Source organism: Nocardioides sp. Soil805, from assembly GCF_001429625.1.
Classification (GTDB): domain Bacteria; phylum Actinomycetota; class Actinomycetes; order Propionibacteriales; family Nocardioidaceae; genus Nocardioides.
The window spans coordinates 1,712,610-1,734,608 of the sequence record NZ_LMSU01000001.1 but is presented as its reverse complement, the minus strand read 5'-3'; the positions used below and the strand labels follow the sequence as shown (position 1 = coordinate 1,734,608).

The 21,999-nt window shown below is 72.4% G+C and carries 21 protein-coding genes and 2 tRNA genes; 14 read left to right on the top strand and 9 right to left on the bottom strand.

The features are described from left to right. Positions 1-186 precede the first annotated feature (186 nt). Both ASG94_RS08525 and ASG94_RS08520 read left to right on the top strand, forming a co-directional pair. Positions 187-2,025 (top strand): phosphoenolpyruvate carboxykinase (GTP), encoded by a 1,839-nt coding sequence (locus ASG94_RS08525; protein WP_056925840.1) that lies wholly within the window; start codon positions 187-189, stop codon positions 2,023-2,025. Between the two features lie 103 nt (positions 2,026-2,128). Continuing rightward, positions 2,129-3,160, top strand: a complete 1,032-nt coding sequence (locus ASG94_RS08520) for a TrmB family transcriptional regulator (RefSeq protein WP_056925839.1) — start codon at positions 2,129-2,131, stop codon at positions 3,158-3,160. A gap of 39 nt (positions 3,161-3,199) precedes the next feature. Here ASG94_RS08520 and ASG94_RS22535 read toward each other — a convergent pair whose 3' ends face one another. Then, positions 3,200-3,325: a hypothetical protein gene (locus tag ASG94_RS22535; RefSeq protein ID WP_268788574.1), complete on the bottom strand. Its 126-nt coding sequence runs from the start codon at positions 3,323-3,325 to the stop codon at positions 3,200-3,202. A 304-nt stretch (positions 3,326-3,629) separates the two neighbouring features. Here ASG94_RS22535 and ASG94_RS08515 point away from each other — a divergent pair, with 304 nt between their 5' ends. The 6 genes from ASG94_RS08515 to ASG94_RS08490 all read left to right on the top strand — a co-directional run bounded on the left by ASG94_RS08515 (position 3,630) and on the right by ASG94_RS08490 (position 10,108). Next, positions 3,630-4,157: a DUF1269 domain-containing protein gene (locus tag ASG94_RS08515; protein ID WP_200958035.1), complete on the top strand. Its 528-nt coding sequence runs from the start codon at positions 3,630-3,632 to the stop codon at positions 4,155-4,157. 50 nt (positions 4,158-4,207) lie between these two features. After that, a complete protein-coding gene (locus ASG94_RS08510; RefSeq protein ID WP_082624099.1) occupies positions 4,208-5,284 on the top strand; it encodes an aminopeptidase P family protein in 1,077 nt (358 codons plus the stop codon). A 201-nt stretch (positions 5,285-5,485) separates the two neighbouring features. Further along, positions 5,486-6,934 (top strand): APC family permease, encoded by a 1,449-nt coding sequence (locus ASG94_RS08505; RefSeq protein WP_056925836.1) that lies wholly within the window; start codon positions 5,486-5,488, stop codon positions 6,932-6,934. After that, positions 6,931-7,377: a pilus assembly FimT family protein gene (locus ASG94_RS08500; protein WP_056925835.1), complete on the top strand. Its 447-nt coding sequence runs from the start codon at positions 6,931-6,933 to the stop codon at positions 7,375-7,377. The genes ASG94_RS08505 and ASG94_RS08500 overlap by 4 nt, the downstream gene beginning before the upstream one ends. Before the next feature lie 3 nt (positions 7,378-7,380). Next, on the top strand, positions 7,381-8,727 hold the full coding sequence (locus tag ASG94_RS08495) for a dipeptidase (RefSeq protein WP_056925834.1): 1,347 nt from the start codon (positions 7,381-7,383) through the stop codon (positions 8,725-8,727). Between the two features lie 22 nt (positions 8,728-8,749). Then, positions 8,750-10,108: a threonine/serine ThrE exporter family protein gene (locus tag ASG94_RS08490; RefSeq protein WP_056925833.1), complete on the top strand. Its 1,359-nt coding sequence runs from the start codon at positions 8,750-8,752 to the stop codon at positions 10,106-10,108. A gap of 94 nt (positions 10,109-10,202) precedes the next feature. Here the strand turns inward: ASG94_RS08490 and ASG94_RS08485 are convergent. Further along, a tRNA-Ser gene (locus ASG94_RS08485) sits at positions 10,203-10,296 on the bottom strand. Positions 10,297-10,373: 77 nt separating this feature from the next. Beyond that, the gene (locus tag ASG94_RS08480) at positions 10,374-10,823 is read right to left on the bottom strand and encodes a hypothetical protein (protein ID WP_235537177.1); all 450 of its coding nucleotides are present in this window, start codon (positions 10,821-10,823) and stop codon (positions 10,374-10,376) included. Positions 10,824-10,926: 103 nt separating this feature from the next. Here ASG94_RS08480 and ASG94_RS08475 point away from each other — a divergent pair, with 103 nt between their 5' ends. The 4 genes from ASG94_RS08475 (at position 10,927) to ASG94_RS08460 (ending at position 13,812) form a co-directional block, all read left to right on the top strand. Next, positions 10,927-11,298 (top strand): hypothetical protein, encoded by a 372-nt coding sequence (locus ASG94_RS08475; protein WP_056925831.1) that lies wholly within the window; start codon positions 10,927-10,929, stop codon positions 11,296-11,298. A gap of 54 nt (positions 11,299-11,352) precedes the next feature. Next, a tRNA-Ser gene (locus ASG94_RS08470) sits at positions 11,353-11,440 on the top strand. A 98-nt stretch (positions 11,441-11,538) separates the two neighbouring features. After that, positions 11,539-12,408: an AAA family ATPase gene (locus ASG94_RS08465; RefSeq protein WP_056925830.1), complete on the top strand. Its 870-nt coding sequence runs from the start codon at positions 11,539-11,541 to the stop codon at positions 12,406-12,408. A 24-nt stretch (positions 12,409-12,432) separates the two neighbouring features. Further along, entirely contained in the window at positions 12,433-13,812 is a 1,380-nt protein-coding gene (locus tag ASG94_RS08460; protein WP_056925829.1) for a vWA domain-containing protein, read from the top strand. A gap of 9 nt (positions 13,813-13,821) precedes the next feature. Here ASG94_RS08460 and ASG94_RS08455 read toward each other — a convergent pair whose 3' ends face one another. The 4 genes from ASG94_RS08455 to ASG94_RS08440 form a co-directional block, all read right to left on the bottom strand. Beyond that, on the bottom strand, positions 13,822-15,165 hold the full coding sequence (locus ASG94_RS08455; protein ID WP_056925828.1) for a hypothetical protein: 1,344 nt from the start codon (positions 15,163-15,165) through the stop codon (positions 13,822-13,824). Beyond that, positions 15,162-16,088 carry a hypothetical protein gene (locus ASG94_RS08450; protein WP_056925827.1) on the bottom strand — a complete coding sequence of 309 codons (927 nt, stop codon included), beginning with the start codon at positions 16,086-16,088 and terminating at the stop codon, positions 15,162-15,164. Before ASG94_RS08450 ends, ASG94_RS08455 begins: the two co-directional genes overlap by 4 nt. Position 16,089: 1 nt before the next feature. Next, positions 16,090-16,512, bottom strand: coding sequence for a hypothetical protein (locus ASG94_RS08445; protein ID WP_082624008.1), 423 nt, complete (start codon positions 16,510-16,512; stop codon positions 16,090-16,092). Between the two features lie 128 nt (positions 16,513-16,640). Continuing rightward, on the bottom strand, positions 16,641-17,828 hold the full coding sequence (locus ASG94_RS08440) for a pyridoxal phosphate-dependent aminotransferase (protein WP_056925826.1): 1,188 nt from the start codon (positions 17,826-17,828) through the stop codon (positions 16,641-16,643). 92 nt (positions 17,829-17,920) lie between these two features. Between ASG94_RS08440 and ASG94_RS08435 the strand changes: the two genes are divergently transcribed. Continuing rightward, positions 17,921-19,438 (top strand): potassium/proton antiporter, encoded by a 1,518-nt coding sequence (locus ASG94_RS08435; protein WP_056925825.1) that lies wholly within the window; start codon positions 17,921-17,923, stop codon positions 19,436-19,438. 21 nt (positions 19,439-19,459) lie between these two features. Here the strand turns inward: ASG94_RS08435 and ASG94_RS08430 are convergent, their stop codons facing one another. Further along, positions 19,460-19,975 carry a LytR C-terminal domain-containing protein gene (locus ASG94_RS08430; protein WP_056925824.1) on the bottom strand — a complete coding sequence of 172 codons (516 nt, stop codon included), beginning with the start codon at positions 19,973-19,975 and terminating at the stop codon, positions 19,460-19,462. Then, positions 19,975-20,271, bottom strand: a complete 297-nt coding sequence (locus tag ASG94_RS08425; RefSeq protein ID WP_056925823.1) for a type II toxin-antitoxin system VapB family antitoxin — start codon at positions 20,269-20,271, stop codon at positions 19,975-19,977. Before ASG94_RS08425 ends, ASG94_RS08430 begins: the two co-directional genes overlap by 1 nt. Before the next feature lie 56 nt (positions 20,272-20,327). Between ASG94_RS08425 and ASG94_RS08420 the strand changes: the two genes are divergently transcribed. Continuing rightward, positions 20,328-21,965 carry a helicase HerA-like domain-containing protein gene (locus ASG94_RS08420; protein WP_082624007.1) on the top strand — a complete coding sequence of 546 codons (1,638 nt, stop codon included), beginning with the start codon at positions 20,328-20,330 and terminating at the stop codon, positions 21,963-21,965. The last annotated feature ends 34 nt before the right edge of the window (positions 21,966-21,999 follow it).

The window sequence follows — 21,999 nt, the reverse complement described above, 5'->3', positions numbered from 1 at the left end:
TGGGTCTCACTGGTGGATCGATCCAATATGAGGGGCGCCGAGCCCGACGTTAGCCTCGCCGCACCCGCACGGGGCCGGGCAATGGAGCCGGGCTTACCACCGACACCTCCGTCGACACGCTCGACGGCCGGCGACGCCCACCACCACGGGGGCGTACGCCGCGAATGCGCGAGAGGGATCCACCGCATGACCGCCACCACCGACGCCCCCACCTCCGCCACCAGCGGGGTGCCCACCACCCACCAGGGCATCCTCGACTGGGTCTCCGAGATCGCCGAGCTGACCCAGCCCGACGCCATCCACTGGTGCACCGGCTCCGACGAGGAGTGGACCGAGCTGACCGCGGCCCTCGAGGCCACCGGCACGTTCACCCGCCTCAACTCCGAGATCAAGCCGAACTCGTTCCACGCGGCCTCCGACCCCACCGACGTGGCGCGCGTCGAGGACCGCACCTACATCTGCTCGGTGGACGAGAAGGACTGCGGGCCCACCAACAACTGGATGGACCCCCGCGAGATGAAGGACCTCATGCGCGGGCTGTACGCCGGCTGCATGAAGGGCCGCACCATGTACGTCATCCCGTTCGTCATGGGACACCTCGAGGCCGAGGCGCCGATGTTCGGCGTCGAGATCACCGACTCGGCGTACGTCACCGTCTCCATGCGCGTCATGGCCCGCATGGGCACCGAGGTGCTGCGCAAGATCGAGGAGATCGGCGCGGACGTCAAGTGGGTGCCCGCGCTGCACTCGGTCGGCATGCCGCTGGCCGAGGGCCAGGCCGACGTCGCGTGGCCCTGCAACGACACCAAGTACATCGTCCAGTTCCCCGAGGAGCGGATGATCTGGAGCTTCGGCTCCGGGTACGGCGGCAACGCGCTGCTGGGCAAGAAGTGCTACGCCCTGCGCATCGCCAGCGTCATCGCGCGTGACGAGGGCTGGATGGCCGAGCACATGCTCATCCTCAAGCTCACCTCGCCCCAGGGCGTCACCAGGTACGTCGCTGCCGCGTTCCCGTCGGCGTGCGGCAAGACCAACCTGGCCATGCTCAAGCCCACGATCCCCGGCTGGAAGGTCGAGGCGATCGGCGACGACATCGCCTGGATGCGCATCGGCGAGGACGGCCGCCTGTGGGCGGTCAACCCGGAGTTCGGCTTCTTCGGCGTCGCGCCCGGCACCAACGAGCACACCAACCCCAACGCGATGGCCACCATCAACAAGGGCAACTCGGTGTTCACCAACGTCGCGCTCACCGAGGACGGCGACGTCTGGTGGGAGGGCCTGGAGAACACCCCGGCCCGGGCCACCTCCTGGAAGGGCGAGCCCTGGACCCCCGAGTCCGACGAGCTCTCCAGCCACGCCAACAGCCGCTACTGCACGCCGATCAAGCAGTGCGACATGCTCGCGCCGGAGTACGACGACCCGCGCGGCGTGCCGATCGACGCGATCCTCTTCGGTGGTCGCCGTAAGACCACCATCCCGCTGGTGACCGAGGCCCGCGACTGGACCCACGGCACGTTCATGGGGGCCACCCTGTCGTCGGAGACCACCGCCGCGGCCGTGGGTGCGGTCGGCGTCGTGCGTCGCGACCCGATGGCGATGCTGCCGTTCATCGGCTACAACGCCGGCGACTACTTCAGCCACTGGATCAACATGGGCAAGGACAACGACGCGTCCAAGATGCCCCGCATCTTCTACGTCAACTGGTTCCGTCGCGACGAGGACGGCGGCTTCCTGTGGCCCGGCTTCGGCGAGAACTCGCGGGTGCTCAAGTGGGTCATCGAGCGCCTCGAGGGTCAGGCGGCCGCGGTGGAGACCCCGATCGGCCACGTGCCGGCGCCGGGCTCGCTCGACCTCGACGGCCTCGACATGACCCCGGAGGCCGTCGAGGCCGCCCTGGCGGTCGACGTCGAGGAGTGGAAGGCCGAGATCCCGCAGATCCAGGAGTGGTTCGAGAAGTTCGGCGACGACCTGCCGGCCGTCCTGTGGACCGAGCTCGACGGCCTCAAGGAGCGCCTCGGCGCCTGAGGGCCGACAGCACTACGGCGGGCCCGTGCGGAGTTTCTCCGCACGGGCCTGCTGCGTCTGTGGGGTGTGGAAGGATCGCCCGGGATCGCAAGGAGGCGGTGGGATGACGAGTTTCGGCCCGGGAGAGCGCTCGCTCTTCGAGTCGGAGGCCACCGCGCTCTACGAGGAGATCGCCACCCAGGGCGGCATCCCCAAGTCGGACCCCCGCGTCGCCGAGGGCGGCCCGGACCGCGCGGCCTTCGACCTCCTCCAGGAGCTCGGACTGGTCACCGTCGACGAGCTCGACGCCACGTGGGTCGCCGTCGACCCCGCGACCGTGCAGTCGCGCGTGGTCGCCCCGCTGGGCCAGCAGGGCGCCCAGCTCATCTCCGAGTCGGCGCAGTGGGCGCAGGCGTTCAGCAACCTCTCGCAGACATGGCGGCAGTCACCCGGGTCGGTGAAGGGCCCGTTCATCGAGCTGCGCGGCGAGGCCATCGCGCCGTACATCACCTCCGCGGTCGCCGACGCCACCCGCGAGCTGCTCACGGCGCAGCCCCAGACGGGCCGGGCCATGGACCAGCTGCCCCAGGCGATCGAGCGCGAGGTCGGCGCCCTGCGCCGCGGCGTCACGATGCGCACGCTCTACCAGCACGCCGCGCGGCGCAGCTCGGCCACGCACAAGTACGTCGCGGCGGTGACCGCCGAGGGCGCCCAGGTGCGGACCCTCGACGAGTTCTTCGACCGGCTGATCGTCGTCGACCGGCGCCTGGCCATCGTGCCGGGCGCCGAGGAGCGCACGGCGCTGGCGGTGCGGGAACCGTCGCTCGTCCACTACCTCGCGGACATCTTCGAACGGTCCTGGGAGCGCGGGCGGCCCTTCACCAACCGCGACACCCCGCTGATGCGCGACATCGCGGCCGAGCAGCGGGCGATGACGATCCGGATGCTCGTGGGCGGACACGCCGATCCCGTCGGCGCCAAGCGCCTGGGGGTGAGCCCACGCACGTACGCGGCGTACGTCTCGGACCTCAAGCACGAGTTCCAGGTCGACACCCGGTTCCAGCTGGGCTACGAGATGGGCCGGCTGGGCATCACGGGCAACGACGCGGAGCCCCACGGCACGGAGCCCCCACACGTCGAAGCGGACCGCGACTAGAGTCGCGGCCCGCTTCGGGGGGGAGGGATAGGTCTGGCGTCAGCGAAGAGTGCGCGACACGGACGGCCAAGTGGTGTCGGCGTTGGCCGAGGCGCTGGTGGCGCCGACGGCGCCGATGGCCAGAGCGGCGGTCAGAAGTGCGGCAGCGATGCGTCGTGCAGTCATGCTCATTCACCCTCTTGTCTCTGGGTCCGGGGGGACCACGAGTACCCATTGTCGTCGATGGGTGCCCGAGCGTCACCATGGTCTGATCTGCAAGTAAGTGCATTGCACACATGTGCAGATGACCCTCCACCGTGCCACACCCGGCCCCCCGCCGCATCCGGCCGGCGCCGCCCGGGCGAGATCACCCGTCGTGGATGAGGCAACGCGCCGCCCGGCGGTGCGACGTTGGACCCCGGGACCCGCCGCTGCCCGATCCCCGGGCGGTGGTGTGGCGTCCCCGTCGACCGGGAGGTTCCTGATGGCCATGGACACGCTCATCGTGATCGCGGGGGTCTACCCGGACCTCGCGTCCGCCGAGACCGACTACGACGCGGTCAAGGAGCTCCACAGTGAGGCAGGGCTGATGGACGCGTACGACGCCGCGGTGATCCACCGCCGGGACGACGGCAAGGTCAAGATCACCAAGAAGCACGAGACGCCGACCCGGGTCGGTGGCGTGCTCGGCGGCGGGGCGGGCCTGGCCACGGGCCTCGTGGTCGCGCTCTTCCCGTTCGCCGCCATCGGCGGTGGCCTCCTGGCGGCGACTGCCGGCGGTGGGGCGATCCTGGGGGCCGTGGCCGGACACGCGTCCGCCGGCATGAGCCGCGACGACCTCAAGGAGCTCGGTGAGTCCCTGGACAAGGGTGAGGCGGGTCTGGTCGTCGTCGGTGTGATGGACATGGAGGCGCGGATCGAGGAGTCGATGCGCCACTCGGACAAGCTGGAGAAGAAGCACCTCGAGGCCGACAACGAGGCCATCGAGCGCGACGCGAAGGACGCCGTCGGCCAGTGACGACGCCGGCCCCACCGCGTGGGTTCACCACCGAGGACTATGCGGCGCGCATGGCGCGCGTGGTCGAGCAGGCCGTCGAGGCCGGCCTCGACGGCGTCGTCGTGGCGCCGGGGCCCGACCTGGTGTGGTTGACCGGCTACCAGCCCACGGCGATCACCGAGCGGCTGACGCTGCTGTCCCTCGTCCCCGGCGCGCGCCCGACCATGGTGGTCCCGATCCTCGAGCGTCCGGACGCCGAGGCGGCGCCCGGCGCCCCGGCCGTCGCGCTGCGTGACTGGACCGACGGCTCCGATCCCTACCGGACCGCGTCCGGGTTCCTCGAGGACGGCGGTCGCTACGGGATCTCCGACGCCGCATGGGCCGCACACCTGCTGGGGCTCCAGCACGTGCTGCCGGCGGCATCCTTCGACGGCCTCGGCCGGTGCCTGCCCATGCTCCGGGCGGTCAAGGGTGCCGACGAGCTCGAACGCCTCGACGCGGCGGGCGCGGCCGCCGACGCGACGTACCGCGAGATCGTGGAGGTGCCCTTCGAGGGTCGCCTCGAGACGGAGGTGGCGGCCGACCTGGCCCGCCTGCTGCGCGAGCACGGTCACGAGCAGGTCGACTTCACCGTGGTCGGTTCCGGCCCCAACGGCGCGAATCCGCACCACGAGGCCGGCGACCGCCGGATCCAGCACGGCGACGCGGTCGTGCTGGACTTCGGCGGGCTGATGTACGGCTACGGCTCCGACACCACCAGGACCGTCACGGTCGGTGAGCCGTCACCGGAGGTCCAGGAGGTCCACGACGTCGTGCGGGCAGCCCAGCAGGCGGCCTTCGCGGCGGTGCGTCCGGGCGTGCCCTGCCAGGAGATCGACCGGGTCGCGCGGGGCGTGATCACCGAGGCGGGCTACGGCGAACAGTTCATCCACCGCACCGGCCACGGCATCGGGGTCACGACCCACGAGCCGCCGTACATGGTCGAGGGCGAGGAGCAGCCCCTGCGCACCGGGATGTGCTTCTCCATCGAGCCGGGGATCTACCTGACCGGGCGGTTCGGTGTGCGCATCGAGGACATCGTGACCGTGACCGACGAGGGCGGACGGCGGCTGAACAACACCGACCACCGCCTGCACGTCGTCGTCTAGATGTGGGCGCGGCACCCGCGCAGCGGGACCCCGCGGGCGCGCAGCGAGACCGGGGGCTCGAGCCCGGCTCTCACCCGTACGGGGTGATCCTGCAGCCGACGTCCTCTCCCTAGCGTGAGTGCACCAGTTCTCGTCGTGGTGCCCAGGGGTGATGAGCATGGACAGGTCTGCAACACCGCACACGAGCCGGGCGCGGCGCGGATGAGCGCGGCGGACGCGATCGACGGCGCGGTGGCGCGCGCCAAGGTCCCGCCCACGGCGTGGATCTCCTGGGTCGCCCTGGCGATGATGACCACCAGCTCGGTCGCCAGCCTCCGGGCGGCACCGACGATGGCCGTCTACGGCCTGGCCTGCGTCTTCCTGTACCTCCTGCCGGCGGTGGTGTTCCTGCTGCCCACCTCGCTGGTGTCCGCGGAGCTCGCCTCGGGCTGGGAGGGGGGCATCTACAACTGGGTCTCCGAGGGCATCTCCAAGCCGATGGGCTTCCTGGCGGTGTGGTGCCAGTTCGCGATGACGATCTTCTACTACCCGAGCCTGCTGGGGTTCGTCGCGAGCACGCTGGCCTACGTGTTCAACCCGGAGCTCGCCAGCAGTGGCGTGTGGACCGCGGCCGTGATCATCGTCGTGTACTGGTCCGGGGTGTGGGTGTCCTCGCGCGGCACCAAGGGAGTGGCCGGCCTCGCCAGTGGCGGACTGATCATCGGGACGTTGATCCCCGGTGTCGTCCTGGTGCTGCTCGGGGTGGTCTTCCTCGGCCAGGGCAACGAGTCCGCGGCGCCGATGACGTCGGACAACCTGCTGCCGGCCTGGGCGGGACTGTCCAGCCTGGTGCTCATCGTCAACAACTTCCTGTCCTACTCCGGCATGGAGATGAACGCCGTGCACGTGTCCTCGTTGCGCAACCCCGGCAAGGAGTTCCCGAGGTCGATGTTCCTGGCGATGGGACTGGTCCTGGCGATCTTCATCCTGCCCGCCCTGGCGATCAGCTGGATCGTGCCCGCCGAGGAGCTCTCGCTCACCGCCGGCGTGATGCAGGCCTTCGACGCCGTCTTCGCCAACTTCGGCTGGCAGTGGCTCACCCCGATCGTCGGGATCATGCTGGTCACCGCGTCCCTCGGCGGCATGCTCACCTGGCTGGCCGGACCCTCCAAGGGGTTGCTGCTCATCTCGCGGCAGGAGGGCTACCTCCCTCCGTTCCTCCAGCGCCTCAACAAGAACGGCGTGCAGCAGAACATCCTGGTCGTCCAGGGCCTGATCACCACCGTCATCGGCCTCGCCTACGCGCTGATCCCGGACGTCTCCAGTGCCTACTGGATCTTCTCCGTGATCACGACGCAGGTCTACCTGATCATGTACCTCTTGATGTTCGTGGCCGCGATCCAGCTCCGTCGCAAGCACCCCGACCACCCCCGGGGCTACCGGGCCCCCATGCTCGTCGGGATGTGCGGCACCGGCTTCGCGGCCTCGCTCGCGGCGCTCCTGGTGGGCTTCATCCCGCCCTCGCAGTTCGCGTCGGGCAACTCGGCCGTCTACTTCCTCGTCGTCGGCGGCGGGGCCCTCGGTCTCGGCCTGCTCGTGCCCTTCCTCTTCTACCACTTCCGCAAGCCGTCCTGGAAGCAGCCGGAGCCGCAGGAGGTGGCAGGGTCATGAGCACGCACACCGAGAGCCAGCCGCAACGTGAGCGCACCTGGATCTACTACACGGCCTGCGCGATCCTGGCGATCGTGACGCTCTGGGCGGTCTTCGCCTTCAGCGCCGCCCGCGAGACCAAGCGGGCACAGGAGAAGGCCGATGAGCTGATCGCCGCGCTGCAGGCCGCGGGCGCACGCACGCCCGACTCGGACCAGATCGTGCGCGTCCTCGGCGAGGACGGGGGAGCGACCTGCGACAACCCGAACGACGCGCTCAGCCGCGCCACGCTCCTCGCGACGCTGGCGAACGGGGCCACCGGTCCCGGGGCCCGGCCCGTCATCGCAGACAGTCGCGTCGTGCAGGGCCAGCTGCTCATCATGCAGGTCTACTGCCCCGACGAGCTGGAGGACTTCCAGGACTTCGTCGACGACCTGGAGACCGACGACGTGGCGGGTGGCTGAGCCATGGACCTGCGGACCCGGGTCGAGGCGCTGATGCCTCGGGCGCGTGAGGAGCTGGCCGAGCTCGTCGCCATCAGGTCGGTCGCCGATCCGCGCCAGTTCCCCGCCGAGGAGTGCCAGCGTGCCGGGCAGTGGGTGCTCGACCGCTTCGCCGAGCTGGGCTTCGCCGACGCCCGCCTCGAGAGGACGCCGGACGGCAGCGACGCCGTCGTCGGGTCCCGTCCCTGCGCGCGGCCCGATGCCCCGACGGTGCTGCTGTACGCCCACTACGACGTGCAGCCGCCGCTCGACGACGCCGCCTGGGAGACCCCGCCCTTCGAGCTGACCGACAAGGACGGCCGCTGGTACGGCCGCGGGACCGCGGACTGCAAGGGCAACATCCTCATGCACCTCCTCGCCCTCCGTTCCCTCGGGCAGGACGTGCCCGTCCACCTCAAGCTCGTGGTGGAGGGGTCCGAGGAGCAGGGCACCGGGGGCCTGGAGGCCTTCGTGGTCGACCATCCCGACCTGCTGGCGGCGGACGCGATCCTCGTGTGCGACACGGGCAACGCCGCGGTGGGGCACCCTGCCGTGACGGTCAGCCTGCGCGGCATGGTGAACGTGGTGGTCACGGTCGAGGCCCTGGCGTCCGAGGTGCACTCCGGCATGTTCGGCGGCGCTGCACCGGACGCCCTCGCCGCGCTCGTCGCCATGCTGGCCAGCCTGCGGGACACCGCCGGCAACACCACGGTCGACGGCCTGGACACCACCCGTCGCTGGGACGGCGAGCAGTATCCGCCCGAGCAGTTCCGCGGAGACGCCGGGCTGCTGGACGGCCTCCAGCTGCTCGGTGACGGCGACGTGTCGGACATGCTGTGGGCGCGACCGTCGGTCACCGTGCTCGGCATCGACTGCCCGCCCGTGGTCGGCTCGGCTGCCGCCATCGTGCCCAGGGCGGCGGCACGGCTCAACCTGCGCATCCCCCCGGGCCTCGAACCGGAGGTGGCGCGGGAGGCCCTGGAGAAGCACCTGCGCCGGGCCGCACCCTGGGGGGTGCACGTGTCCATCGAGGTGGAGGCCACCGGGTCCCCCTTCCTGGCGACCACCGACGGACCGGCGTACACGGCGATGGCGGAGTCGATGCAGGAGGCCTACGGCCGGCCCATGGCCAGGCTCGGGCAGGGCGGCTCGATCCCCCTGTGCAACGTCTTCACCGACACCTACCCCGACGCCGAGATCATCCTGATGGGGGTCGAGGAGCCGTTGGCCCTCATCCACGCGCCCAACGAGAGCGTCGACCCGCGAGAGATCTCCGCGATGGCCCTCACCGAGGCGCTCTTCCTGCAGCGGTACGCCGCCACGGCGACCTGATCGATCCCGTCCGACGGTCACAGTGCCTGCCCCGGGGGACGTCTACGGCAGCCTCGACCTGGCGTTGCGCGTCGGTGACCTCCAGCTCGCGTCCGGCGGCGGTGCCTCCGACGTGGCAGCCACCATGCTCGAGGTCGCCGGCGCGTGCGGGCTGGACGGGGTGGACGCCGACGTCACCTTCACCGAGCTCCGGCTCCAGCAGCAGTCGGCCATCGACGTGCCGGCGTCGATCCTGGTCCGTCGGGTCAGGCGCCGGCCGGTGGACTACGCGGAGCTGATCGAGGTGGATCGTCTCGTCCAGGACCTCCTGGACGGGCGGACCTCCCGGGACGCGGCGAGGGAGCGGATCGCGGAGATCGACGCAGCGGACCACCGGAGGGCGCAGTGGCTGGTGACAGCCAGCTGGGGCGCGGTGGGTGCGTCGCTGGCGGTGACCCTGGGAGGTGGGGTGGTGGTGAGCGGGCTGGCCTTCGTGGCGGCGTGCGGCATCGACCGGGTCGGGAGGCTGACCCGGAGCCGTGTCCCGGTCTTCTACCAGCAGACCGCGGGCGGGCTGTTGGCGACGCTGGTCGCCGTGGGGGCCTCGGCGACGCCGGTGGACGCCGACCTCTCGCTGATCGTGACCGCGGGCATCATCATCCTGCTCGCCGGCATCGGCCTCATGGGCGCCATGGCCGACGCATTGACGGGGTATCCGCTCACGGCGAGCGCCAGGCTGCTCGATGCCCTGCTGGCGACCACGGGCGTCATCGCCGGGGTGGCAGCCGGGCTCACGGTCGCCGACCTCCTGGGCGCCGACCTGGGCCAGGTCGAGCCGGGCGCCACGGGGCTGGCCCGCGGGTCGGCCATGACCGTCGGCGCCGGACTGGCCGCCGCGGCGTACGGGTTCGCCTGCTACTCGCCGTTGCGCGCAGCGGCCGCGGCAGCCGTCGTGGCCGCGGGCGGTCAGGCCCTCTTCCTCGGCGTGGAGGGGCTGGACCTGGGCCAGACCTGGGCGGCGACGGCTGCGGCGGTGGCCATCGGCACCGTCAGTCACGGCATCGCCAGCCGCGTGCGCGTGCCGCCGCTCGTGCTCGTCGTCCCCGCGATCGTCCCGCTGCTGCCGGGCCTGTCCATCTACCGCGGCCTGGCGCTGCTCGCGGAGGGCGAGGACGGCGTGCTGGACCTGGCGGCCGCTGGCGCGACAGCGATCGCCCTGGCCGCGGGGGTCATCCTCGGCCAGTACCTCGCGCAGCCCATCCGGCAGGAAGGAGCCCGCCTCGGGAGCCACCTGGAGAACCACCTCCCGGGTCCGCGGCTCACAGGACTTCTCCGGCGTCCGGCCCGGCGCGACAGGCCGGTGGTCGGGCCCGCGGACGGCGAGCCACCGGCGCCGCGGTGAGCCCCGACGTCACGGACGGTCCGACCCGGACATGACAAGGACCCCGACCCCACGTCGGTGGGATCGGGCCTTGCCGATGTCCTGGGACATCACGTGGCGGAGGCGGAGGGATTTGAACCCTCGATGGGGTTGTAGCCCCAAACCCGCTTAGCAGGCGGGCGCCATAGACCGGACTAGGCGACGCCTCCACACTCGTCGTGACGAGCCCGCACAGGCTACAAGGAGCCGGCGGGTTCTGCCGAATCAGGTCCGCGCGAGCGCCGGGTCACAGCGGTCGCAGGCCCTGGCCGTCGGTCAGGTGCCGCTGCAGGTCGCGCACGAACTCCTCGCGGTCGCCGGCCAGCACGTCGACCGGGATCGTCGTCGTGCCCCCGTTGCGCAGGCGCAGCACGACGCACGGCGAGCCCGCCCGCGTGGTGGTCACCGCGTCCTCGACGTCCTTCCAGCGGGCGGCGGCGACGCCCACGCCCCGGACCCACTGCACCCGGTAGCCCTCGTCGCCGAGGCGCACCACCCAGCCCCGCCGACCGATGACCACCGTGGCGGCGACGAGCACGACGATGGCCAGCACCGCGGGCACCAGGAGGACGGCCGTGTGCAGGTCGAGGAACGCCACGGCCGCGGTCGCGGCGAACACCATCACGGCGATGAGGACGAGCACGACCCCCATGACGCGGGCAGTGACGGCGGGGGCGAGTCGATAGTCGGACGGCACGGGACGATTGCACCCCATCCGGGCGCCGGATCGCCAGTTGGCCCTTGTACGGTGCCTCTCCGCGGGTCCACACTCGAGTGGTCCGACGGCCGGGAAGGGTGCCATGTCGAGCGCAGCGACGGCGATGACCGCGCTGCACCGCGCCCTCGACGCCCCGCCCGAGCCGGGCATCGCGCTGGGCAACTGGCGCTGGACGATCCGCCAGCGGCTGGCCGACGTCCGCGAGGTGCTCATCCGCGAGTCCGAGCACCCCGACGACGCGTGGCTGGCGGCCCGCGGCACCGCAGCCCTGCGCGAGCGCACCGCGCTCATCGCCCGGATGGGCGAGCTCGGCCCGCAGGTCCTGGAGAGCCCCGACGTGAGCGAGGTCCGCGAGGCGCTGCTGCGCCTGCTCGCCGACATCGACCGCCACTTCCAGAAGCTCCGCGACCTCGCGTACGACGACGTGGAGATGGAGTTCGGCGGCTCCGAGTAGCCCCGGACCGGCCGCCTCCTAGACTGCTCTGCGTGCCACCTCCGGGCGGCACGAGGAGGGGTGCCGGAGCGGCCGATCGGAACCGCCTTGAAAGCGGTCGTAGGGAGACCTACCGCGGGTTCGAATCCCGCCCCCTCTGCCAAGGTGAGCGCAGCGAGCCGTGGGCTGAGGGGGCGTGGCCGGGCAGGCGGCTGCCAACCAAGGTGAGCGCAGCGAGCTCCGGGCCGTAGGCTCGCGGACGTGTCCTCCTGGTTCGCGAGCCCCGCCGACGCCTCCGCCCGCCTGCACGCCACCGGCTACCTCGCCGACGAGGCGACCGCCACGACGGCGTACCTCGCGGGAGCCCTGGAGAAGCCGCTGCTGGTCGAGGGTCCGGCGGGTGTCGGCAAGACCGAGCTGGCCAAGGCGGTGGCCCGCGCCTGCGGTGCCGAGCTGGTGCGGCTGCAGTGCTACGAGGGCCTCGACGAGGCGCGCGCGCTCTACGAGTGGAACTACAAGAAGCAGCTGCTGCGCATCCAGGCAGCCGGGGACCAGGCCTGGGACGAGACCCACGACGACATCTTCACCGACGAGTTCCTGCTGACCCGCCCGCTGCTGACGGCGATCCGCCGCGAGGAGCCCACGGTGCTCCTGGTCGACGAGGTCGACAAGACCGACGTCGAGGTCGAGGGGCTGCTGCTCGAGGTGCTCTCGGACTTCCAGGTGACCATCCCGGAGCTCGGCACCGTGAGTGCGACCCGCCGCCCGTTCGTCGTCCTCACCTCCAACGCGACCCGGGAGCTGTCCGAGGCGGTCAAGCGGCGCTGCCTCTTCCTGCACCTGGACTACCCCGACTCCGAGCGGGAGCGGGAGATCGTGACGTCCCAGGTGCCGGGCCTCTCCGACAAGGTGGCCACCCAGCTCGTCGAGGTGGTCGCCCGGCTGCGTGAGCTCGAGCTCAAGAAGGCTCCCTCGATCGCCGAGTCGGTCGACTGGGCGCGCACCCTGATCGCGCTCGAGATCGGCGACCTGGACGAGGAGTCCGTACGCCGCACGCTCGGCGTGGTCCTCAAGCACTCCTCCGACCACCAACGGGCGACCAAGGAGCTCCGGCTCGCCGCCGCCCGGTGACGCGACGGTGACGGAGGCCCGGCGATGACCCTGCTCGACACCCACCTCGGCTTCGTCGAGGCACTGCGGGCGGCGGGCCTGTCCGTCTCGCTCGCCGAGGGACTGGACGCGATCGCCGCGCTCGAGCGGATCGGCTGGCACGAGCGCGAGGTGGTGCGGACGGCGTACGCCGCGACGACGGTCAAGAAGCAGTCGCAGCGGACCACGTTCGACGCGATCTTCGACCTCTACTACCCCCGGCTGGTGGGGGAGGGGGTCGCGAGCGAGCCCGACCCGGACGCGGGGGAGGAGCCGGTGGGCGGGTTGCGCGACAACGCGGAGGCCCTGGGCGCCTTCCGCGAGGAGCTGGCGGCCGCGCTGGAGGCCGGCGACGACCAGCGGGTGCAGGACCTGGCGGTGGAGGCGATGGCCCGCTTCGGGGCGATGCCCGGGCGGGGGCCGGGGCTGTCGAGCTGGTCGGCCTACACCGCGCTCCAGCGGGTGACGCCCCAGGAGCTGGTGCAGCAGCTGGTCGCGGGGCTGCTGGGCGCCGGCGCGGACCCTGCCGACGCCGAGCGGGTCGCCGGCGCTCGGGTCGGCACGTTCACCCGGCTCGTCGAGGCCGACGCCCGGCGCCGGCTGGCCGAGGAGAAGGGCGCCCGGCACGTGGCCGACGTCGTACTGCGTCCCACCATCGACCGCCTCGACTTCACCGCGGCACGACGCGCGGACCTGGAGGAGATGCGACGCGAGATCTACCCGCTGGCCCGCCGGCTCGCCGTACGGCTGACCAAGGAGCAGCACGCCCGGCAGCGGGGGCCGCTCGACTTCCGGCGTACGGTCCGGGCGTCCCTGGCCACCGGCGGCGTGCCCCTCGAGACGCACCACCGCCCCAGGCGACCGCACCGCACCGAGCTGGTGGTGCTGTGCGACGTGAGCGGCTCGGTGGCCAGCTTCGCCCAGTTCACGCTGCTGCTCGTATACGCGTTGCGCGAGCAGTTCCACAAGGTGCGCGCCTTCACCTTCGTCGACCAGGTCCACGAGGTCAGCCACCACTTCACCCCCGGCGGGGACGTGGTGGAGGTGATGGAGAACCTCGCGGCCAGCACGGCCCACGCCGCGCGGTGGGGACGCACCAACTACGGCCGCGCCCTCACGACGTTCGCCGACGAGCACGCCGACGCGCTGGGGCCCCGGTCGTCGCTGCTGGTCCTGGGAGACGCCCGCTCCAACCACAGCGACCTCGCCCTGGACACCCTGCGCGACCTGGCCGGCTCGGCCCGGCACGCCTGGTGGCTCAACCCCGAGCACACCCGGCACTGGGGCACGGGCGACAGTGCCGCCCGTGCCTACGGCGAGATCGTGCCGATGGTGGAGTGCCGCAACCTCGCCCAGCTCGGCGAGTTCGTGCACGACATCCTCTGAGCCGCCCGGTCAGCCGGCGAGGAAGCCGAGCTCGGTGATCCGCGCGATCTCGGCGCGCACCTCCGGGTGCTGGGCGGCGTCCGCCGCACGACCGCCGGTGACGTATGGCGTCGTGGTGCCCTCACCGGTGCCGTCGTAGACCACGGTGAGCCGGTTGCCGACGCTCGCGTTAATGAGCGAGCCGAGCAGCGCGACCGGGTCCGAGCGGTCCTCCAGGGAGAGCACCCGGGTCTGCTCCGGGATGGTCGGCACCTGTGCCGACGGGGACCCCGTCGTGACGACCTGGTCGACGACGAAGGCGTCCGAGGAGGCCGACGCGGCGATCTCCGCGGCGGCGGTCCCCCCGTGGGAGGAACCGACGAGCATGACGCGGGCCCCGGCCTCGCCCTGGACGGCGTGCTCGATGGCGCGCACGACCTGGCGGACGTACGACGCGTTGTCGCCGCCCACGAGACGCAGCCGGCCGCCCTGGTCGGCCTGGCGGCCGGGGAGGTAGGCGATGTAGCGGCCCGCGCCGATGCGCTGGACGCTGATGCGGCGGTCGGCGGCGGCGAGGTTGGCCATCAGGTCCTCGATGGTGCGGGGGGCATCGCCCGTGTCGCCGGTGGTGGCGTCGACCGGCTCCGCGACCTCGGCCTCCTCGGCGAACCCCGCGGCCGAGTCGCGCAGCGCCGAGACGGCGTCGCTGGAGAACGGCTGGACCCCGATGGCGCGCAGGCCACCCCGGGCCGCGGCAGCGCCCCGGTCGGTCGACATCACCCCGGCCGTGAGCAGCGAGCGCATCTGGAGGCCGTCGAGCAGGCCCCCGACCCCGGCCATGTGGTCCATCAGCTCGGGATTGCTCTCGGCGAGCTCGTTGAGGTACGACGTGACGCCGGCCCGGTCGAGGGCGTCGGTCTCGATGAGGCCGGCGGAGACGATGGCCCCGCCGAGGGCGACCTCGGGCGCGAGGTAGCCGATGGCGCGCCCCGCGATCGAGCCGAGTGTCTTGTAGGCGGCGTCCTGGAGCTCGTCGATCCACCGGTAGGTCAGCACCGTGGCGCGGACGACCAGGGCGTCGGCATCGAGCTCGACCGAGCGGGTCAGCAGTCCCTGCTTGCCGGTGGTCGCCGCCCGGATGTCCTCCTCCGCCTGGGCGAAGGTGGCCGGGGACAGCTCCGCCGAGTCCGCGACGTCGTCGTCTGCGAGGATCTCCGCGCCGAGGCGTGCGCGGGTGCGCATGTCGGCTCCGGCCTTGTCGAAGAGGTCGGCCAGCGCCAGCATCTCGTGGTACTTGTCGGCGTTGGCCGAGGCCTCGGTCGTCCCGGAGGACGCGTCGGCGCGCGCCGCACGGATCAGGTCCTGCTCACTCATGCGATCACCTGCGCGAGGACGGGGGCGAGCTCGGTCGCCAGGTCGTCGGGGTCCACCCGGCGCACGGTCACCCGTGGTCCGGAGTCCTCCTGGTGGGGGGTGAGGCTGTGCCAGCCGTCGGCGAGCAGCACCCACGAGGCGACGCCGACGCTGGTGGTCGCGGCCTCGGTGACCTCGGCGGCCAGCACGCGGAGCCGCCCGCGCCCCTCGGTGTGCACGGCGGCCACGGCGGTGGCGGCGTCGGTGTCGGCGAGAGGGGTGGCGTCGGCGTCGAGGACGCCCTCGCCGTGGTGCTCCATCAGCACCGGCACCAGGTCGGAGCGCCCGGAGCGCAGGGCCTCGCCGATGGCGTCCACCAGCTGGAAGGGGACTTCCATCGTGGCCGGTACGTCTGACTCGCGCAGGTCCACGTCGTCGGGGATCGCCGCGACCCGGGCCAGCTCGCCCGGCCACTGGTCGGCGCGGAACCACGCCAGCTCGAAGACGATGCCGTCGCAGGTCGCGAGCGTGGCCACGGCCCCGTCGGACTGGCGGTGCCAGGCCTTGACCTGGCTGCCGGCGGCGGCCACGTCGATGTCGAGGGCGAGCCGGGGCGTGGCGAGCAGGCCGATGGCGCCGGCCAGGCCGGCGTCGAGGCCGTCGTCGCTCAGCAGGCCGCGGCGGCGCAGCGTGTCCTCGCCGTCGTGCAGCGAGCCGAGGGCATCGGCGTACGCCGACTCGTCGGCCGTGCCGCGGGACTCGCCCAGGCGGCCCTCGAGGGCACCGGGACCGGCCGCCTCGGACAGGTCGAAGGGCAGCGGGGCGTCACCGGCCGCGCGGGCGGCGAGGCGCAGCTCGGGGAGCGTGATGGCGATCCGGCGGGGGATGCCGTCCAGGAAGCTCGCCGGCTCGACCGGAGGGGTCGTGAGGTCGATGGTCACCATGTCAGAGTCCCGGGAGCTCGACGGTCAGCCAGTCCTTGTGACCGGCCGGAGGGGGAGTGAACGCCAGCAGCGCGGCGTCCTCGCGGCTGGGCTCGCCCGCGGAGTCCCCGTGGGCGGCCCGGGTGCGGGCGTCGCTGACGAGGGCGTCGGACTTGTGGGAGATCGTCTCGATCGCGTCCTTGAGGGCGTCGACCTCGCCCGCGTGCCGGGCGAGGGAGTCGGCGGCGGTGTCGTGGTGCCCGGCGGCCAGGCGCAGGTGCGAGGCGCGCTCCTTGATGCGGGTCCGCATCGACTCGGCTGCCCGACCGGTCCACGGCACGCTCTCGGCCTGCGCGACGAGGCGGTCGGCCATGGCCCGGATGTCACCTCCCTGCTCGCGCAGCTGGGCGACTCGCTTGCGCGATGCGGCGGTGTCGCCGTACATCGGATCACGTCCTTTCGTCGACCCCCGTGCGCTGGCGCACCACGCTCAGCGCGCGGTGCCTCAGGTCGCCTTCCCTGCGTGTCAGGTGGTCAAACCTCGAATCACCCCTGCGCTGGACGAGTCGCACGTCACGTCCGCGCGGGCAGCCAGTCGGCCAGCCGCTCGAGCCCCGTCCGGACGTCCGCCTCGGGGCCCGCGAAGCTGAGGCGCACGTGCTGCCGGCCGGCCTGCGTGTCGAAGTCGATGCCCGGCGCCAGGGCGACGCCGGTCTCGGCCAGCAGCCGCCGCGTCCAGGCCATCGAGTCGTCGGTGAGGTGCGCGATGTCGGCGTAGGCGTAGAACGCGCCGTCCGCCGGGGCGAGGCGGTCGATGCCCAGCACGGCCAGCCCGTCCAGCAGCAGGCGCCGGTTGGCGGCGTACCGCGCCACGTGCCCGTCCAGCTCGGCGTACGACGCCTCGGTGAACGCGGCGACGCACGCTCGCTGCGCGATGACGGGCGGGCAGATCGTGAAGTTGCCGGTGAGCACGTCCACGGCCCGACGCAGCCGCTCTGGCACCAGCATCCAGCCGATCCGCCACCCGGTCATGGAGAAGTACTTGGAGAACGAGCTGAACACGATCGCCTCCCGCGAGGTCTCCCACGCGGAGCGGGACAGGGTCGCTCGGCCGTCGAGGGGCGCGTACTCGATGCCGTGGTAGATCTCGTCGGATATCAGCTGCACCCCGCGGGCCTCGCACCAGGCGGCGAGGGCGGCGAGCTCCTCGGGCAGCAGCATGGTGCCGGTCGGGTTCGCGGGACTGGCCACCACCAGGCCGCGGACGTCCCCCAGCTCCTCCAGCTGCTCGACGGTCGGCTGGAAGCGGTTCTCGGGTCCGCACGGGACCTCCACCACGTCGCAGCCCAGGGCGGTCAGCACGTTGCGGTAGCAGGGGTAGCCGGGCCGGGCCATCGCCACCCGGTCGCCCGGCTCGAAGGCGGCGAGGAAGGCGAGCAGGAAGCCGCCGCTCGAGCCGGTGGTGACCACCACGTCGTCGGGCGTGACGTCGATGCCGTGCATGCGTCGGTGGTGCCCGGCGATCGCGTCGCGCAGCTCGGGCACGCCGGACGCGACGGTGTAGCCGAGCGGGTCGCCGCTGCGCAGCAGCCGCACGGCCTCGTCGGTGACCGGGGCGGGTGCACCCGTCGAGGGCTGGCCGGCGACCATGTTGACCAGGTCCCCGTGCGTGCGCTGCCGCTCCGCCGACGCGGCCAACAGGTCCATCACGTGGAAGGGCGGGACGTTCGCCCGCCGGGCCACCGACCACCGATCGCTCATGGCCTCGATCGTGTCACGCGCGCGTTGGCGGTCGGGGCCCGTCCCGTACCGCCGATAGGATCAGGGCTCGACGACGGCGGGGATGGGGTGGCGTGACCTTCGATGTGCACCAGCTCGACTCGTTCCTGCTGGTCGGCTCCCTCGTCACGCTGGCCGCGATCCTGGCCGTCCGGGTCTCGGCACGCGCGGGGCTCCCCAGCCTGCTGATCTACCTCCTCATGGGGGTGGTGCTCGGCGAGGCGGGCTTCGGGATCCAGTTCGAGGACGCCCAGCTCGCCCACGCGCTGGGCTTCGGGGCGCTGGCGCTGATCCTGGCCGAGGGTGGCCTGGCCACCAGCTGGGTCGAGGTGCGGCCCTCCATCCCCCTGGGAGTCTCGCTCGCCACCGTGGGGGTCGCCATCTCGGTCGCGGTGGTCGCCGTCGGCGCCCACTACCTCCTCGGGCTGCCGTGGGAGCTGGCGGTGCTGCTCGGTGCGGTGTGCTCGCCGACCGACGCCGCGGCCGTCTTCTCGGTGCTGCGGGTCGTCCCGCTCCCCAAACGGCTGACGGGGGCGCTCGAGGCGGAGTCCGGCCTCAATGACGCCCCGACGGTGGTGCTGGTCGGTGTCATCTCCACCGGTGCGGCCGCCAGCAGCGGCATCGCCGGGGTCGCCGGGACGATCGTCTTCGAGCTCGCGGTGGGTGTGCTGGCGGGCCTGGCCGTCGGGGTCGGCGGCGGCTGGGTGATGCGTCGCGCCGCCCTGCCGTCCTCGGGCCTCTACCCGCTGTCGGTGCTGTGCCTCACCTTCGTGGCGTACGGCGCCGCTGCCGCCGTGCACGCGTCCGGCTTCGCGGCGATCTACGTGGCCGCGCTCATCCTCGGCAACTCCGAGCTGCCCCACCGCACGGCCACCAAGTCCTTCGCCGAGGGCGTGGCGTGGCTGGCCCAGATCGGGCTCTTCGTGATGCTCGGGCTGCTGCTCTCGCCGGACCGGATCACCCTCGAGATCGTGGGGCTGGCGCTGGTCACCGGGCTGATCCTGACCTTCGTGGCCCGGCCCCTGTCGGTGCTGGTCAGCTCGGTCGTGCGGCCGATGCCCCTGCGGGAGCTCGCCTTCATCTCGTGGGCCGGCCTGCGGGGCGCCGTGCCGATCGTGCTCACCACGATTGCCCTGGCCGAGGGCGTCGATGAAGCCGACCACCTCTTCGACATCGTCTTCGTGATGGTGGTCGTCTACACCCTGCTGACCGGTCCGACCCTCCCCGTGGTCGCCCGGTGGCTCCGGGTCACCCGCCGCTCCGAGCCCCGGGGGATCGACGTCGAGGCCGCCCCGCTCGAACGGGTCGCCGCCGACCTCCTGCAGGTGTCGATCAGCCCCGTCTCGCGGATGCACGGCGTCGAGGTCGGAGAGCTGCGGCTGCCCCAGGGTGCCTCGGTCACCCTGGTCGTCCGGCAGGGCGAGGTGCTGGTGCCGGAGCGGCGTACCGTCCTGCGGCACGGCGACGACCTGCTGGTGGTGACCCCGCGCAAGGCACGGATCGCCACCGAGGAGCGGCTGCGCCAGGTCTCCGACGGTGGCCGGTTGGCCCAGTGGAACAGCGCGACCCGGCGACGCCCCGAGCGCGGCTGAGGGCCCGGGGAGCCGGTCCGGTCAGGACCCGGGCGGGCTGCAGAACGTCGCGTCCCCTCGCGCCTTGACGGACTCGACCCCGCCGTCGCGCAGCGACGTGTAGGACTGCCCCAGCACCACCACGACGCCGCGGCCGAGGGGCTCCCCGTCGACCTCGGTGCCCGGGACCACCCGCGCCTGCCGGAACTGCCGCTTGACCAGGCGCACGGCGGGGTTCTTCGGGTCGTCGGTCCAGATCTCCACGCGCCGCACCGGCTGGGGAGCGTTACCGGTGTCGGCCCCGACGAAGCCGCGGTCCTCGAGCAGCTCGAGGGTGGCGCCGGCCAGGCCCGAGCGGGAGCTGCCGTTGAAGACGCTCACCGCGACCTGGTCGCGGAAGATCTCGGTGCCGGCCGACACCGTGGTGTCGGTGCACAGCGGCGCCGGGGCGTTGTCGGGGAGGGGCTGGGTGAGCGCCTGCCAGCCCCACGCGCCGGCGAGGAGCATCAGCAGGCAGAGCCCGCCCAACGTCAGGGCGGAGCGGAGACCGTCCCCCATCAGCCGGCCAGCTCGTGGACGCGGGCGTGCAGGACGTTGCGCTGGTGGAGGGCGGCCCGGAGGGCCCGGTGCAGCCCGTCCTCCAGGTAGAGGTCGCCCTGCCACGACACCACGTGGGCGAAGAGGTCGCCGTAGAACGTCGAGTCCTCGTCCAGCAGGGCCGCGAGCTGGAGGGTGTCCTTGGTGGTGACCAGCTGGTCGAGGCGCACTTGCCGGGGCGGGATGGCCGCCCAGTCGCGCGAGGTCAACCCGTGAGCGGGGTAGGGGCGTCCGTCGCCCACGCGCTTGAAGATCACGCGGTGACTATAACGACGCCCTCCGCGCGCCCGCGCGTGCTGGTTAGGCTCGCGCCATGACGGACACGCCCGACCAGTCGACCGCACCGGCTCCCGCTGCGGGGTCCGCCACCGATCCCGCGGCCACCACCGCTGCCGCCGCCCAGCACCCGATCGCCGCGGCGGTCGCCCCGGGCTACGCGTTCGAGGGGACCGCCCTCGAGCTCGGCGGGCTGATGCTCGACGCGACCGAGCTGTCCGACGTACGGGTGCGGATCCCGCTCTCGATGCTCAACCGCCACGGACTGGTCGCGGGCGCCACGGGGACCGGCAAGACCAAGACCCTGCAGCTGCTCGCCGAGCAGCTCAGCGCGCAGGGGGTCCCGGTCTTCGCCGCCGACATCAAGGGCGACCTCTCGGGGCTCAGCGTCCCGGGCGAGGGAGGTCCCAGGATCGAGGAGCGCGCGTCCTCCGTCGGCCAGCAGTGGACCGCGACCGGCTTCCCGGTGGAGCTCTACGCGCTGGGCGGCGAGGGCATCGGCGTGCCGCTGCGGGTGACGATGTCGGCGTTCGGGCCGCTCCTGCTGAGCAAGGTGCTCGGCCTCAACGAGACCCAGGAGTCGAGCCTGGGGCTGGTCTTCCACTACGCCGACCGGGCCGGCCTGCCGCTGCTCGACCTGGCCGACCTGCGCGCCGTCGTGCAGCACCTCACCAGCGACGAGGGCCGTCCCGAGCTCAAGGAGCTCGGGGGCCTCTCCAGTGCCACCGCGGGGGTGATCCTGCGCGAGCTCATCGCCTTCCAGGACCAGGGCGCGGACGCGTTCTTCGGTGAGCCGGAGTTCGACTCGCGCGAGCTCCTGCAGACCACCGAGGACGGCCGCGGGGTCATCAGCCTGGTCGAGCTGCCCGACCTGCAGAGCCGGCCCGCCGTCTTCTCGACGTTCCTGATGTGGCTGCTCGCCGACCTCTTCCACGACCTGCCCGAGATCGGTGACGCCGAGCGGCCCAAGCTCGTCTTCTTCTTCGACGAGGCCCACCTGCTGTTCAACGACGCCAGTGACGCCTTCCTCGACCAGATCGCCCAGACGGTGCGCCTCATCCGCTCCAAGGGCGTCGGGGTCTTCTTCGTGACCCAGAGCCCGACCGACGTCCCCGACGACGTGCTCGCCCAGCTCGGCTCGCGCATCCAGCACCAGCTGCGCGCGCACACCCCCAACGACGCCAAGGCGCTCAAGCAGACCGTCAACACCTACCCGAAGTCGGCCTACGACGACCTCGGCGAGGTCATCACCTCGCTCGGGATCGGCGAGGCCGTGGTCACCGTGATGAACGAGCGCGGCGCCCCCACCCCGGTCGCCTGGACCCGCCTGCGCGCCCCGGAGTCGCTCATGGGCACGGCCGACGCCGCGGCGATGGAGGCGGCCGTGAAGGCCTCGCCGCGCTGGACGACGTACAGCCAGGTCGTCGACCGCGAGTCCGCCCGCGAGAAGCTGGCGGCCCGCCTCGAGGAGGGCGCCCGCAAGGCCGAGGAGGACGCCCGCGCGAAGGAGCAGGCGCGCGAGACCAAGGCCGGGCGTAGCCGGAAGCCCGCCCCGGCGCCCCGGGACGACGACGGCCTGGTGATGGACGTGGTCACGTCACCGGTCTTCAAGGACTTCATGCGTACGGCGGCCCGCGAGATCGCGCGGGGGATGTTCAAGTCGGGTCGCCGCTGAGGGCCGCAGCTGGCAGCGTCCGCGCAGACACGCG

What these genes read in the sequence shown, in the direction of transcription:
- ASG94_RS08525 (WP_056925840.1), top strand. Translation starts at nt 187, where the DNA reads ATGACCGCCACCACCGACGCCCCCACCTCCGCCACCAGCGGGGTGCCC.
- ASG94_RS08520 (WP_056925839.1), top strand. Translation starts at nt 2,129, where the DNA reads ATGACGAGTTTCGGCCCGGGAGAGCGCTCGCTCTTCGAGTCGGAGGCC.
- ASG94_RS22535 (WP_268788574.1), bottom strand. Translation starts at nt 3,325, where the DNA reads ATGACTGCACGACGCATCGCTGCCGCACTTCTGACCGCCGCTCTGGCC.
- ASG94_RS08515 (WP_200958035.1), top strand. Translation starts at nt 3,630, where the DNA reads ATGGACACGCTCATCGTGATCGCGGGGGTCTACCCGGACCTCGCGTCC.
- ASG94_RS08510 (WP_082624099.1), top strand. Translation starts at nt 4,208, where the DNA reads ATGGCGCGCGTGGTCGAGCAGGCCGTCGAGGCCGGCCTCGACGGCGTC.
- ASG94_RS08505 (WP_056925836.1), top strand. Translation starts at nt 5,486, where the DNA reads ATGAGCGCGGCGGACGCGATCGACGGCGCGGTGGCGCGCGCCAAGGTC.
- ASG94_RS08500 (WP_056925835.1), top strand. Translation starts at nt 6,931, where the DNA reads ATGAGCACGCACACCGAGAGCCAGCCGCAACGTGAGCGCACCTGGATC.
- ASG94_RS08495 (WP_056925834.1), top strand. Translation starts at nt 7,381, where the DNA reads ATGGACCTGCGGACCCGGGTCGAGGCGCTGATGCCTCGGGCGCGTGAG.
- ASG94_RS08475 (WP_056925831.1), top strand. Translation starts at nt 10,927, where the DNA reads ATGTCGAGCGCAGCGACGGCGATGACCGCGCTGCACCGCGCCCTCGAC.
- ASG94_RS08460 (WP_056925829.1), top strand. Translation starts at nt 12,433, where the DNA reads ATGACCCTGCTCGACACCCACCTCGGCTTCGTCGAGGCACTGCGGGCG.
- ASG94_RS08455 (WP_056925828.1), bottom strand. Translation starts at nt 15,165, where the DNA reads ATGAGTGAGCAGGACCTGATCCGTGCGGCGCGCGCCGACGCGTCCTCC.
- ASG94_RS08450 (WP_056925827.1), bottom strand. Translation starts at nt 16,088, where the DNA reads ATGGTGACCATCGACCTCACGACCCCTCCGGTCGAGCCGGCGAGCTTC.
- ASG94_RS08445 (WP_082624008.1), bottom strand. Translation starts at nt 16,512, where the DNA reads ATGTACGGCGACACCGCCGCATCGCGCAAGCGAGTCGCCCAGCTGCGC.
- ASG94_RS08440 (WP_056925826.1), bottom strand. Translation starts at nt 17,828, where the DNA reads ATGAGCGATCGGTGGTCGGTGGCCCGGCGGGCGAACGTCCCGCCCTTC.
- ASG94_RS08430 (WP_056925824.1), bottom strand. Translation starts at nt 19,975, where the DNA reads ATGGGGGACGGTCTCCGCTCCGCCCTGACGTTGGGCGGGCTCTGCCTG.
- ASG94_RS08420 (WP_082624007.1), top strand. Translation starts at nt 20,328, where the DNA reads ATGACGGACACGCCCGACCAGTCGACCGCACCGGCTCCCGCTGCGGGG.